The 13,826-nt window shown below is 66.2% G+C and carries 9 protein-coding genes; 6 read left to right on the forward strand and 3 right to left on the reverse strand.

The window, feature by feature from the left end:
• Positions 1–135: 135 nt before the first annotated feature.
• Entirely contained in the window at positions 136–2,328 is a 2,193-nt protein-coding gene (bcsA, locus tag NS365_RS14720) for a UDP-forming cellulose synthase catalytic subunit (RefSeq protein ID WP_058601059.1), read from the reverse strand.
• Between the two features lie 307 nt (positions 2,329–2,635).
• On the reverse strand, positions 2,636–3,736 hold the full coding sequence (bcsN, locus tag NS365_RS14725; RefSeq protein ID WP_193753448.1) for a cellulose biosynthesis protein BcsN: 1,101 nt from the start codon (positions 3,734–3,736) through the stop codon (positions 2,636–2,638).
• Between the two features lie 761 nt (positions 3,737–4,497).
• Between bcsN and NS365_RS14730 the strand changes: the two genes are divergently transcribed.
• From NS365_RS14730 to NS365_RS14745, 4 genes are all read left to right on the forward strand, one after another.
• Complete coding sequence (locus NS365_RS14730; RefSeq protein WP_058601061.1) at positions 4,498–6,453, forward strand: putative bifunctional diguanylate cyclase/phosphodiesterase; 1,956 nt, start codon at positions 4,498–4,500, stop codon at positions 6,451–6,453.
• Between the two features lie 236 nt (positions 6,454–6,689).
• The gene (locus NS365_RS14735) at positions 6,690–7,277 is read left to right on the forward strand and encodes an SCO family protein (RefSeq protein ID WP_058601062.1); all 588 of its coding nucleotides are present in this window, start codon (positions 6,690–6,692) and stop codon (positions 7,275–7,277) included.
• Positions 7,278–7,333: 56 nt separating this feature from the next.
• Positions 7,334–10,189 carry an RICIN domain-containing protein gene (locus tag NS365_RS14740; RefSeq protein ID WP_193753449.1) on the forward strand — a complete coding sequence of 952 codons (2,856 nt, stop codon included), beginning with the start codon at positions 7,334–7,336 and terminating at the stop codon, positions 10,187–10,189.
• Positions 10,190–10,494: 305 nt separating this feature from the next.
• Positions 10,495–10,755, forward strand: coding sequence for a hypothetical protein (locus NS365_RS14745; RefSeq protein WP_206612134.1), 261 nt, complete (start codon positions 10,495–10,497; stop codon positions 10,753–10,755).
• Between the two features lie 66 nt (positions 10,756–10,821).
• Here the strand turns inward: NS365_RS14745 and NS365_RS14750 are convergent, their stop codons facing one another.
• On the reverse strand, positions 10,822–11,577 hold the full coding sequence (locus tag NS365_RS14750; protein ID WP_058601077.1) for a BPL-N domain-containing protein: 756 nt from the start codon (positions 11,575–11,577) through the stop codon (positions 10,822–10,824).
• Between the two features lie 417 nt (positions 11,578–11,994).
• Here NS365_RS14750 and NS365_RS14755 point away from each other — a divergent pair, with 417 nt between their 5' ends.
• Both NS365_RS14755 and NS365_RS14760 read left to right on the forward strand, forming a co-directional pair.
• Positions 11,995–12,897: a dihydrodipicolinate synthase family protein gene (locus NS365_RS14755; RefSeq protein ID WP_058601065.1), complete on the forward strand. Its 903-nt coding sequence runs from the start codon at positions 11,995–11,997 to the stop codon at positions 12,895–12,897.
• A gap of 97 nt (positions 12,898–12,994) precedes the next feature.
• Positions 12,995–13,825: an ATP-binding cassette domain-containing protein gene (locus NS365_RS14760; RefSeq protein WP_244498453.1), complete on the forward strand. Its 831-nt coding sequence runs from the start codon at positions 12,995–12,997 to the stop codon at positions 13,823–13,825.
• Position 13,826 lies beyond the last annotated feature (1 nt).

The following is a 13,826-nucleotide window of genomic DNA, read 5'->3' on the forward strand; positions in this document are numbered from 1 at the left end:
GCGGCTGCGGCTGCGGCTGGGCGGGCGCGGCGGGTCTCTCGCCGCTCATGTCGAAGGGCGCAGGCTGCGCGGCGGCGGAGCCCGGCCAAGCGATGGCGGCGGCCAGAAGCGCGAGGGCGGATGCGGCGGTGCGTTTCATCCGCGCGCCTCCGCCGGCTTGGCTTTCGCGGCTGGCTTGCTGCCGATACCACGCAGGAGATAGCCCAGCCCTCGGAACGTCTGGTAGAGGCACACGCCGAAGAACCAGAACGATCCGCGCAGAATGCCGGGATTGCGCCGGCGCGCGCGCTGAAGCTGCTGCCATTGCCCGGAATCGGCGAAGATCAGATCCGCGATCAGCCGGTTGTGATGCGCGCTGTCGGCGGCAAAGGCGCAGCCGAGCACCGTGCTGCCCTCGCCGCGCTGAATGCGCTTGAACACGAGCGGGATCGTGTCGCGTCCGCTTTCCAGCTCGGTGCGCACCCGCAGCGTCGCGCTCGTGCCGCGCTCGACCTCAGGCGGCAGCGCGCCGGTGACGCGCACCGAGACACCCGAAACCGAAACATCCTCGATCGTGCCGGCCAAGAGGGTTCCCTCGATCTGGATGTCGCAGCGCCGCTTCACCGCGATGCGTCGGTTGGCCGTCGGCGTGCCGAGTTCCGACACGACGCCCAGCGCGCAGCCTGCGATCACGAGGTTCAAGACATTCCACGCGCCGACCACCATGGTCAGATCGGCGCGGTACGGCTCGTCGATCACGCGCCAGACGGTGGCCACCAGCCCCAGAAGCAGGACGGCGAAGATCACATAGAAGGGCAGGCCGATTTCCGACACGCGGCTTTCCGCGATCGACTCGTCCTTGGCGGTCACGTTGAAGGTCGGCTTGCGTGGATGCAGCATGGTGGAGACGACGGCGGGCAGGAGATGGACGCTCTGCACATATTCGTAGAGCTCGGAAATCCACGGCCAGCGGAACGAGCCATACATGGAATTCTGCATCATCAAGTTCACGGCCATGTAGGTCAGCGTATAGGCGACGAACTCGCCGGACGACGCCGTGAAGATCTGCAGGCCGAAGAAGAGATAGAAAAGCGGCGCGACAAGGAACATCAGGCGCGGAAAGGGAAACAGCCAGAACAGCGTCGAGGACGTGTAGCAAAGGCGCTGCGGAAACGAGAGCCCACGCTTGAAGAGCGGGGCGCGCAACAACAAAATCTGCATCATGCCCTGCGCCCATCGCGAGCGCTGGCCGATGAAGGAGGCGAAGGTCGCCGGTTGCAGGCCCGCGATCAGCGGCTTGTCGAGATAGAGACTGCTCCAGCCGCGCGAATGCAGCTCGACCGCCGTCTCGCAATCCTCGGTGATGGAGATGCCCGAGAAGCCGCTCGTTTCCATCAGCGCCTCGCGACGCAGAAGCGCGGCCGAGCCGCAGAAGAAGGCGGCGTTCCACTTGTCGAGCCCGCGCTGGATGATGCCGTAGAACATCTCGTTCTCGGAGGGCATCTTGTCGAAGGTGCGCAGATTGCGCTCCAGCGGGTCGGGATTGAGAAAGAAATGCGGCGTCTGCACCAGGAACAGGCGCGGATCGTCCTCGAAATAGCCGACCGTTTCGGCCAGGAAATCGCGCGCGGGCGCGTGGTCGGCGTCGAACACGGCGATCAGCTCGCCGGTGGACTGGGTCATCCCGTGATTGAGATTGCCGGCCTTGGCGGAGGTGTTGCGCGCGCGCGTGAGATAGCGCGCGCCCAGCGCCTCGCAGAGCGCGTTCAGCTCGGCGTGGCGGCGCTCGGCGCTTTCAGCCGAGACCATGTCGTCGGACTGGCGCTTCTGGTCCGTGCCGCCATCGTCCAGCAGCCAGACCGTGAAACGGTCGGCGGGGTAGTTCATGGCGAGCGCGGAGGCCAGCGTATTGGCGAGCAGCTTGGTCGGCTCGTTGTAGGTCGGCACGAAGACGTCCACGCTCGGCGGCTGGCGGCCCGGCGTGAGCGTGCGCGAGGGGCGCGGCGGCACGGGCGCGGCCACCACGAAGAGGCTGAGCGCCAGCATGAAGACGCTGTACATCTCGGCGAGATAGAGAAGAAAACCCGGAATGAAGTTTTCGAGCTGGTTGACCGGCGGCAGGGTCGAGGTCGTGCGCCAATAGACGTAGCGCAGGACGATCGAGGTTCCGAGCGCGAGCGCCACGAGACGCCAGACGCCGCCGAGATCCAGCGTCTTCAGGATCACCATGACGCCGAGCACGAAGAGCACCGCGAAGAGCTGCGCCTGAAGGCTGACGGGCAGCGTGATCACCGCGATCGCCAGGATCGAGGCCAGGATCCACAACAGCGTCATTCCCACTCGCAACATGCACTCTCCCGATCCAGAGCCCATCCCTCGAACGCCGGTTCGAGTGATGGGCTCTAGGATTTTGGCGTCTCGCATTGTCCGGACGCGAAAGCCGACCCGGCTTTCGCTGGAAATGCTCTAGGGCGGGACCTCAGGCAGGCCCGCAACCCCCGGTCATCTTACGCTTCATCGAAGGAGAGACGCCCGAGGCGAAACGTCCCCTCTCCGCCCGTCACAAGAACATCGCGCTGGGCGTTAATGAAGTCTGAATGAAATTCAAGGTTATATTCGCCTTACCCGCATTGCGCGCAATCGTCGCACCCGCGGGTCAGCAGCCGCTTGCGCCCATCAGGCGACCGTCGGCGCAGATCGCGGGCGGAGCCACCACGGGGCGCGCCAACGTGGCGGCGGTTGACGCGGTGCCGGGGGGCGCGGGAACGAGGGGGGCGCTGCCCCCTGCAGCGTCGAGCGAGGTGACGCCCGGAGGCGGGGGCACTGGCGGCCCGACGGGCTGAGGCAAAGGCTCGGGCGCGGCGGGCGGCGCGAGCTGAAGCCTCGGTGTGGCCTGCGGTGCCGGCCGCGGCGCGGCGCGGCGCGCGCGAGGGGGCGGGGCGGGTTCGCTCACGGGCGCGGCCGATGCCACGCTGGCGCTCGCAGGCAGGAGCGGCTCGGGATAAACAGGGGCGCCGCCCTGTCCCAGCGTCGGCGAGGGCGAGGGCGGATCGCCATAGGGCATCCAGGAGAAATGGTTGAGGAAGGCGTTGACCCCGAGCCCGTAGAGCGTCGCCAGAAGCTGCGCCTCGCTCGCCCCCGCCTCGCATTGGCGCAGGCGCAGATTGATGATGCCGCGCGGGCGCAGGATCAGCGTCGCATGGTCCGTGCCGCTCAACCGCTGCCAAGCATAGAGGCAGGTCGTGCCGCCGACCTGCCCCGTGGCATAGCCGAAGGGGCCGTAGCGGTTCTGCACATAGAGCGCCGAGCGGCGCATCGCGACGCCGGGAAACTCCTGCCGCAATTCGCCCGCGATGTCGGCGCGTGCCAGCGAGCGTTCCGAGAGCGCCGTGCGCCCGGAGGTCGAGGCGTCCACCGGGCCGATGAACTGGACGCGCATCCGGTTCTGTCCGGCCGCACCGCCTCCGCCCGACAGGACGATCTCCTGCTCGACACCGTTGCTGAATCGCTGCTCCAGCACGCCGACGATGGAGGGGCCGCCGGCCGCCGGCAAGACGAAAGCCTCGCGCGGCGCCACGTCCCGCACGGTGGAAAAGCGATCGATCTCGCCGCGCGCGGCGCAGCCCGACAGAAGCGCAAGTGCAAGCAGCCCGCCCCCTATCGGCTTGCCCGCGATGCCGGACCGGAAAGCTCTCAGGCGAGACCGAGCGCCTGCAAGGCGGGGCCCAGAGTTCGGCCAGTCAGCTGCGTTCATCATCAAGATCGCCAGTTGCACTCGACAGGGGCCGGGACTCCCGGTTCTCCCAGAGCTAACAACCGGAGCTTGCGCCAATCTCAAAGACGATACGAAGGCCTTATAATGTACCCTCTGGTACCGGGTCGCAGCCAGTCGAAGCCACCTCGATACTGTAACGGGGCCAGAGATTGGCCTCGTCCGAAAGCAAAAGAAGATGGTCCAAACCGGCCTTTTCACGGATGCTGGCGACGGCGGCCAACGGGGTGGAAGTCGGGGAAGATTGACCTCGGCACCGGTGTTGATCGCCGTGCGCGCATCGTCCTCGGTACCCCATTCCAGTGCCTTCGCGACGGCCATCGAAGCGGCATCGACCGTGCGCTGAATCAAGGACTGGTTCAGCCACCGGGTCGAGAGATCGACGATGCCACCCAGCGCGCGACCAGAAGGATCGATACCGTAGATAAACGAAACGTTCGCGAATCCGCTAGAAATTTCAATATAAAATCGCGAAATTCTACGACATCATCTTAAATAAGATAAGTATCCAGTCCTAATTTACCTTCATTTTTTCCTTTATAATTCCCCGTTGTTAGAATGTTCTTTACGAACGGACGCTACACTCCATCAGATAACCATAGAGGCGGACGATCGACGCTCCGCGTCATCGAGTCTGTCCGGTTTCTCCTGTTCTGCCGATCGACGATCCGTCGCGGAAGGGGCGAGGTGTTCGGGCGAACGGGTCGCCAAGGCCGATTGCGGTCGGAGACCGAAGGGAGGCCTTCTTGAGTGGCGATCATTTCAAGGGAGCAGGCTCCGTCGAGCAGGCGCGGTTCCATGCGCTGGCGCGGATCTGGCCCGCGCTCTATGTCGCCTTGGTCGGCGACATGCTGGCCGTGGCTCTGGTCCACGCCGCATCCGCGCCGTGGTGGGCCTGCTTCATCCTGCCGGGCGTTCTCGTTCCCAAGGCCCTGATCTGGGCCGTCAGGTGGTATCGCAAGCGCAACATCATCCCGTCCGACGAGGACTGCACCAAGGCCCTGCGATTTCTCGGGTGGGAGATCGGGGCTTGGATAGCGGTGATCGTCGGCTGGGAAGCCTATATCTCCCAATGGGGCAATACGGAAACACTGGTGGTGCTCATGCTCTGCATGGCCGGCCAGATGGTGTTCATCCTGTTCGGTCTGCTTCAGCTTCGGGGAGCCTCGTTGGTCTCCGGCGCCTTCTGCGCCCTCGGCCTCATGTATCTGGGCTCCACCATCGGCTCCCTGCAGGGGGCTCTGGCGATCGCGGCCGTCCTCACCTTCGGCTTCGCCGGTCTGGCGCTCATCGCCCGTGCCTATTTCAGCGACTTCAGCAGCCTCGTGTCCTCGCGCCTGACGCTGGAAGCCAAGGCGCAGGAAATCCAGGCCCTCAGCGAAAAGAACTTCGCGCTCGCCAACACCGATGCGTTGACCGACATCGGCAACCGGCGCAGCTGTTTCCACGATCTGGAAAAGGCGCTGGAAACCTCCGCCAGGACAGGCCGGCCGCTGGCCTTCGGCATTCTCGATCTCGACGGGTTCAAGGCCGTCAACGACAGCAACGGGCATGTCGTGGGCGACCGGCTCCTTCATGCCATGGCGGCGCGCGTTCGCACGACGCTGGGCAGTCGCGGCCATGTGTATCGCCTGGGCGGCGACGAATTCGCCTTCATCATCGTGGGGGAAGACGCGCCGGAGTATCTCCTCCAGATCGGCAACGACCTCATCGCCAGCGTTCATTCCCCCATTCAGGTGGGCGAGTTGCGCCTCCTGCTCGGCGGATCGATCGGCTTTGCCAGCTGCCCGCGCAATGCCGACAATGCCGAGGATCTCTACGACCGGGCCGACTACGCCCTGTTCCACGCCAAGCGCACGGGCCGCCTGAAGACCGTGGTGTTCGACGAGGAGCACGAGCGCAGCGTGCGCCAGACGGCACTGATCGAGCGCTCGCTGCGCTCGGCCGACCTGGAGGCGGAATTCTTCCTGACCTTCCAGCCGATCGTGGATTCCCACCAGGACCGGACGATGCTTCTCGAATGCCTGGCGCGCTGGCAGAGCCCGACGCTCGGTTTCGTCTCGCCCGGCCAGTTCATCGTGGTGGCCGAGCAGTCGGGCTTCATCTCGACGCTCACCCCCGTGCTTCTGGAAAAGGCGCTTCGGGCCGCCAAGCAATGGCCGGAAGAGGTCGGCATCTCCTTCAACCTGTCGGGCCACGACATCGTGGCGCCCGAAAAGGTCCTGAACCTCATCGCGATCCTGATGCGCAGCGGCATCTCGCCCCGCCGCGTCGAGTTCGAGGTGACGGAAACCGCCATCATGATGAATCTCGATCAGGCGCTCGCCAACCTCCACCTCCTCAAGAACACGGGCGCGCGCATCTCGCTGGATGATTTCGGCACCGGCTATTCCTCGCTCAGCCAGATTCAGAAGCTGCCGCTCGACAAGATCAAGGTGGATGGCAGTTTCGTGCGCGATCTCGAAAGCAACGAGGCCAGCCGCAAGATCGTCAGCTCCGTCAGCGCCCTGTCGCGCGATCTGGCGCTGGCCTGCGTGGTGGAAGGCGTCGAAACGCGCGAACAGCTCGACATCCTGCAAGGGATCGGCTGCTCGCTGATCCAGGGCTATTTCTATTCCAAGCCCATGCGCGAGGCCGATGTCGGAGCCTTCCTCGACCAGCAGGACGTGACCCGCGAACTGGCCCGCGCCGCCCGCACATAACCGACGACGATCGTTTCGGATCAGCCCGGCTCAGGTCCTCGCGGCCAGCGCCGGGCTTTGCCGCATCTTCTGCGCGAGGACGGGCGCCAAAGGCATCCGAGCGCCTTTTTGCGAGTTCGCACACACTTGATTCAGCCTCGCTCGCGCCAGCGCGCCAGGACGGGCCGATCTCAAGCCTTTTTTAGCTTCCGCTACGTTAGCTGGGCCGGAATTCCAGTTGGAGGCTTTGGCCGATCATGAAGCCCTGTTGCAGGACGCTACGAACCATCGCGCGCGCGCTGGCACCGCTCCTCGCCGTGCTCGGGCTTTGGACGGCGTTGCCCGCCGCAGCCGCCGGGCTCGTGGACCAGACCGGGCGTGCCTTCGATGAGGCCGCGCTCGGGGGCCGCTGGCATCTCGTTTATTTCGGCTACACCAACTGCCCGGACATCTGCCCGACATCGCTGTTCGAGATGACGGCCGCGCTCGATCTTCTGCCGGAAGCGAGCCGCACCGAGATCACGCCTGTCTTCATCACGCTCGATCCGGCGCGCGACACGGCCGAAGTCATGGCGCGCTATGTTCAGCCGCTGGGCCACGGCTTCGTAACCGTCAGCGGCGACGAGACCTCGGTGGATCGCTTCGCCTTCCGGCACCGGATCGTGGCCGTGCGCAACGTGCACCAGGGCGCGAACTATTCGGTGGATCATACGAGTTCGGTGCTTCTCTTCGGCCCGGATGGCCGGGAGGTCGAGCGCTTCCCCTATGAGATGGACTTTCACGAGGTCGCGCGCCGCATGGCCGCGCATATGGCCGCCGCGCCCGCTCGCGCTCCCGGCGGCTGAGCCCGACCGCCCTCTCGACGCTCTTTCCCGTTTTCACCCGATGAATGGTGGCTTCCATGGCACGCTCTTTCCTCCCTGCCGCTCCCAACATCCGCTGGCGCCGCGAGGCCCTGCTGGCGACGGCGGCCATCGCGCTGGCGCTGGGTTGCCCCTCTCCGGTTCTGGCGGGTGCGCCCAATATGGAGGGGCGCTGGAGCGACGTGTCCGCCTGGCCGCGCATTCCCATCCATTCCGCGCTGACGCCGGACGGCAAGGTCGTGACCTTCGGCGCGACCCCGCAGAACAATCAAGGCGGGCTCGACATCGACATCTGGGACCCCAAGCTGGGCCTGGGGGACGATGCGCATGTGACCCTGCCCAACAGCATCAATGTCGATAGTTTCTGCACCGGTCAGGTCATAGAGGCCTGGAGCGGCGAGCTGCTGATGGTGGGCGGATCGAACAATGCGGACGACGACAACACCTACAAGACGTCGAGCTTTTCCTACAAGACCCGCGCGCTGACCGCCCTGCAGCGGGTCGCCTATCCCCGCTGGTACGCCACCACCACGACGCTGCCGGACGGGCGCATCATCGTGAATGGGGGCGTGAAGCCCTATTCGAACTCGGCCGACGCCAGCACGACGGCGGAGCTGTTCACGCCCGGCCAGGGCTGGCGCGCGCTCACCGGGACCACGCAGGCCCGGCAGGGGGCGGACGACCACGAGCGCCGCTACTGGTATCCGCGTGTCTTCCCGACCGCGAACAACAAGATTTTCGTGCTGGCCGGTAAGATCATGTACCGGATCGGCTATGACGGAAACGGCTCGTTCGGCGATGTGCAACCCTTCGACGGGCCGAACTGGGGCGGCACCGCCTCGACCGTGCTGTTCGCGCCCAACAAGATTCTCCAGTTCGGCGGCGGCATCACCTTCAACGAGGACCAGTCGGCCCCCGCCGGCTCGCGCAATGCCAGCATCATCGACTTCTCGACCTTCCCCTACAAGGTCTCGGACACCGGCCAGATGGCCTATGGCCGCCATTGGGTGACGGGCACCGTCCTGCCGACGGGCGAGGTCCTGGCCACCGGCGGAGCGGAGGGCAACAACACGCTCCAGAACGTGGCCTATGCCGCCGAAATCTGGAATCCGCAGAGCGGCCAATGGCGCACGGGAGCCTCGATGAAGGTTCCGCGCCTGTATCATTCCACAGCGCTTCTCCTGCCGGACGGGCGCGTTCTCGTGGGCGGCGGCGGTGCGCCGGGCCCGGTCACCGGCAACAATGTGGAGGTCTATTCGCCGCCCTATCTCTTCGGCGCGGACGGCAATCTGGCCACGCGCCCGGTGATCTCGAGCGAGCCCGGTACGGTGCGGCTCGGACAGACGATCCAGGTTTCGGCCACCGGCAACCGGCCCATCGCGCGTTTCACCATGGTCAAGACCGGCGCGGTCACGCATAGTTTCAACACCGACCAGCGCTTTCTGGAGGTGCCCTTCACGAAGTCGGGCGACGGCTATGCGCTGACGCTGACCGGCAATGCGCTGGAGGCGACGCCCGGTTACTACATGCTGTTCGCTCTGGACGATCAAGGCGTCCCTTCGATCGGCAAGATGATGCGCCTGCCCTCGCCCACGGCCGACAATGGCGACACGCCGCCGCCGGCCCAGAACGGCGAGACCGGCGGCCTCGGCCCCGTCGTCGCAGACACGGGCGGCAACGCGGGCAATGCCGGCGGCACCAATGCCGGCGGCGCGGCCATTCCCGCTGACGGAAACGCGACACCGCTGATCGCGTCCCATTCCAATCTCTGCCTCTCCGTTCAGGGCGGGGGCGATACGGAAGGTGCACAGGTTCTGCAGGAAACCTGCAATGGCAGCGCGATCCAGAAATGGACGTGGAAGCAGGCCAATGGCGGCTACACCCTGGTCAACAGTCAAACCAACAAGTGCCTCGACGTCTATAATTTCAAGACCGACGACGGCGCCGCGCTGGTTCAATGGGGTTGCTGGGGGGGGGACAACCAAATCTGGAAGCCGACCCAGACCGCCCAGGGCCTGACGCTCATGTCCAAGCAGACCGGTAAATGCGTGGATGTTGCAGGCGTCTCCATGCAGTCCGGCGCGCAGGTCTTCCAATGGACCTGCAATGGACAAGCCAACCAGGCCTGGACGACAGGCACGGCCGGCAACGGCAATACCGCCAACGGCAATACCGGCGGCGGCGCGACCTCGGGCGATGTCACGGCCAACGCGCCGACCCAGTGGACCCAGATCGGCACGCAGGGCGCCAAGATCGCCTCGGCCGCCGACGGCACGACGCTGACGGTCAACTCGGGCGACGGCACCGTCTGGCGCTACCAGAGCGACAACAATTGGGTGGCGCTGAACGGACAGGCCATGAAGGAGGTCGCGGCGGGCGGCGCCAACCGGATCTACGGCATCGGCACCGACAGCGCGATCTATCGCTGGACCGGCACGGCCTGGACCCGCGTTGGCGGCTGGGGCCGCACGATCTCGGCCGCGTCGGACGGCACGGTCGTCATCACCAACGACAAGAACGAGATCTGGCGCAAGAACGCCGACGATTTCAACGACGGCTGGACGCGCGTCAACGGCACCAGCGCCAAGGTCGTCGCCATCGCCGCCAACCGCTTCTGGTCGATGGGCGCGGACGGCAAGGTCTACCGGTACGACGGCAACGGCAACTGGAACCAGGTGGGCGTCACGATCTCCGACATCGCCGCCTCGGCCGATGGCTCCATCAGCGTCGTCAACACGACAACACGAGAGATCTGGCGCAAGACAACGGACGACAACAACGGGAACTGGACCAAGGCGATGGGCAAGGGCCTCCAAGTCGCGGCCCCCAGCGCCCGCTGGCTCGTGGTGGTCGGCACCGACCGTAATCTCTACCGCTTCGCCCCGAACGGCTGAGCGAGCCATCCTCGACACAGCGCCGGCCCGACCGAAATGGTCGCGGCCGGCGCATCGATTTATGGGTGTACCCAAAGTCTGCAGCACGCCCCTTGATAGGCTTCGCGGCTAGAACCGCCCTTCCCTGGGAAGTCGCAGGAACCGGGGACGGACCTGTTCGGGTCGACCGACCTGGGCTTGTTCCCGTCGAGCATTGTTGCCGGCAGACACAATCCCTCGCCCGCCCTCCGCCCGATGGGTCCGTCCCCGGTTCTCAAACCTCGCAAAGGATGAAGGAGGGACAGCGGCCTTCGCATCCCATCGGATTGTTCGAACCTCCCGTGGCCATGGGCGTTCAGGGCGCGGCCTTGGGGAAGATGCGCGTCGACGGCGCGACGCATGAGGCCACCATCGGACTGAACGGATGCGATCTCCGACGCGGCCCCTCCCCGCTCGATCCGATGGGGCGCCATGCACTCTCGCTCGAAACCTGGTTCGACCCCGACCACCTCGCCGGCAAGACGCACAGGCTCGCCGTGCTCAGGTCCGGCGGCGCATTGGCTGCGGTTCGTCGATCCGCTTCGTGATCCATCCCGGCGGATCTTCCCCGGCTTCGTCGGCGTTTGCCGTCCCGCCTCGGTGTCAAGCTCCGCCTAGCGGGTGGCTGCGGCCTGAAGACTGTTCTGCCGGAAGGCGGCGAGGAGATCGTCCATCGGCCGGCCCTGGTGCATGCGATCGAGCGGCAGATGCGCGCCCTCGAACCAGCCGGCATCGGCCTCCGGGTGCGGACCGCTCAGAACCACGATTCCCCGGCCGAACCCGTAGCGCGCGGCGGCGATGTCGCCGTTCTCGTAGGTCGCGATGGTGCGGAACTCGGGGTCGTCGTCGGAGCGAAGGAGATAAGCGCCGTCCTGAAAGAACATCGTGTTGGCGTGGCCCGCCCAGGTGAGGTCGATCGCGGCATCCTCGATCGTCTGGATCGGGAAACCCGGCCGGCCGACTTCGCTGTCCATTTCATGCGGCACGAGGCCGAGATGCGAACCGCCCGCGAGATAGGCGCCCATGCAAAGGCCGAGATAACCACCGCCCCCTGCCACGAAATCGCGGATCGCGTTCACGCGCTCGTCGCCGAAGCTGTGAAAGGACGCGTCCATGTCCTGCCCGCCGCCCGGCTGCACATAGAGATCGTAGCGCGCCAGCGTCTCGGCCGAGATGTCGATGGCCTCGTCGGGGCCGACAAGATCGACACGGTAGCGCGCGTCGCTGCCCTCGATGGCGCGCTGGGCCGCTTCCGAGCAGCCCTCGCAGCCGGCCGGCCCGCGATAGACGGCGACATGCACGAACCCGTCGGAGCCCGTCGATGTCGGCCCCAGCGCCGAAAGGGTCGCCAGACCCAGTGAAGCCGCCATGATCAGACTCCCCAATGTCAAACTCTCGTCCTCCGGCGCGAAGCGAACCACTCGGGTTCCCTCCCCGCAAGCACCAGTGCCCACCGCGCGTTCCCGGCCGCGTCGGTTTGGCTCAGGGCCTTGCGCCGGAAACCCGCCACGGTTCGGCCCCGTTCGCACCGATTAGCAGCCCATTGCGTCGAGATGGTGGGCGTGGGCGGCCGGATGGGCGCGCTGCCGGTGGCCGTCTTCCGGACGTTCGAAAGCCATCGCCGGCCGTCGGCTCGATCATTCTCGTGAACGGCCAAGGCTCGTCCTGTCCCGTTGCGTGACGACGGGATGGCCTTCGCCGTTGCGTCTTTCGATGGACGGAGGGCGGGACCTTCTGCGTAGAATGAGCGCGCGTCCAAACCACTCATCCGCCGGAGTCATCCGATCATGCCGAGCCAGCCGTCGCAGCCCTTCCGTGGCTTGTCCGCGTTTCCGATCACGCCGGCCGACGCACAGGGGCGTGTCGACGATGCCCTGCTCGGCAGACTCCTCGAACACCTCTGCGACGCGGAGGTCGCCTCGATCGGCCTGCTCGGCTCGACCGGCATCTATGCCTTCCTGTCGCTGGACGAGCGGCGTCGAGCGGTCGAAGCCGCCGTCGAGGCCGTGGGTGGGCGCGTCCCGCTTCTTGTCGGCATCGGCGCGCTGCGCACCGATCATGCGATCGAACTGGCGCGTCACGCAGAAACGGCCGGCGCCAGCGCCCTTCTCCTGGCGCCGATGTCCTACACGCCGTTGACCGAGGACGAGGTGTTCGAACATTACCGTTCGGTCGCCGGTTCTTCCGGGCTGCCGCTCTGCGTCTACAACAATCCCGGCACGACCCATTTCACCTTCAGCAGCGAGCTTCTGGCGAGATTGGCGCAGCTGCCGACCATTCAGGCGGTCAAGATGCCGTTGCCGGCCGGCGAAACCCTGGAAGATGCAATCCCTCTCCTGCGGGAGCGAACGGGACTTGCCATCGGCTATAGCGGGGATTGGGGCATGGCGGATGCGATGCTGGCGGGGGCCGATGCCTTTTACAGCGTTCTGGCCGGCCTGCTTCCCCGGCCGGTGATTGCGCTGGTCGAGGCCGCCAAGCGCGGCGACGAAGAGACCACACGGCAGCTCGACCATGCCTTCCTGCCTCTGTGGGACTGTTTCAAGACCTATGGCAGCTTGCGGGTGATGTATGTGCTCCTGAGCCGGCTGGGCCTTGGCCGGTTCGAACCGCCCCGCCCCATCCTGCCGCTCGGAACGGAAGCGCGAGCCCGCGTCCTTGCCGCACTCGACCCCGTCCTGAATCGGTAAGGCGGGGCGACGCTCGAACGTCCGGTTGGATGGGCGTCGGCCGACCCGACCCGTTCCTATCAGCATGAAGGATTTGTAATGTTATAACGATCGCGCTATGGACCGCCCTCAGGAAACGAGTGCGGTGCGGTGGGCCATGCTGGAGATCGAAAGCTTGCGCGTTGCCATGGGCGGGCGCGTTCTTCTGGATGGGATCGGCTTTTCGCTTCGCGCGGGCGAGCGGGTATGCCTGCTTGGTGCCTCGGGCTCCGGCAAGTCGCTGACGGCGGCGGCCATCACCGGCATTCTGCCGGCCGGCTTCCACAGCGAGGGCTCGGTGCGCGTGGCCGGGCACGAGGTTCTGCGCCAGCGCGCGCCTCAAAGACCCAAGGATGCACGCGTCGCCCTGGTCTCGCAGGACACGCAATCGGCGCTCAATCCGCTGGTGTCGATCGGCGCGCAGCTGGTGGAGCCGCTGCGCCGGCACGGCGGGCTCGGGCGCGAGGCGGCCAGGGACGCGGCGCTGGCGCTGTTGCGCTCGGTCGATCTGCCGGCCACCCCCGCCTTTCTCGAAACCAGCCCCGCGGATCTGTCGGGCGGCCAGCGCCAGCGCGTGTGCATCGCCTTGGCGCTCGCCTGCCGCACGGGCCTGATCGTCGCCGACGAACCCACCACCGCGCTGGATCTCGTCACGCAAGCCAAGGTTCTGCGCCTGCTCGGCGAGCGCACCGGCGACCAGGGGCCGGCGCTGCTGCTCGTAACGCACGATCTGTCGGCCGCGCGCATGGCCTGCGAGCGCGTTCTGGTTCTGGCCGAAGGGCGCATCGTGGAGGACCGGCCGATGGACGACCTCTTCGCGACCCCGCGCCACGATTTCACGCGCGAGCTGGTCGCCTGCGCGCTGGCCGAGGCCCGTCCCTTCGCCCCGGCCGAACTCGAGGCGGCGTAAC

The sequence above is a fragment of the Aureimonas ureilytica genome, from assembly GCF_001475935.1.
GTDB lineage: Bacteria > Pseudomonadota > Alphaproteobacteria > Rhizobiales > Rhizobiaceae > Aureimonas > Aureimonas ureilytica_A.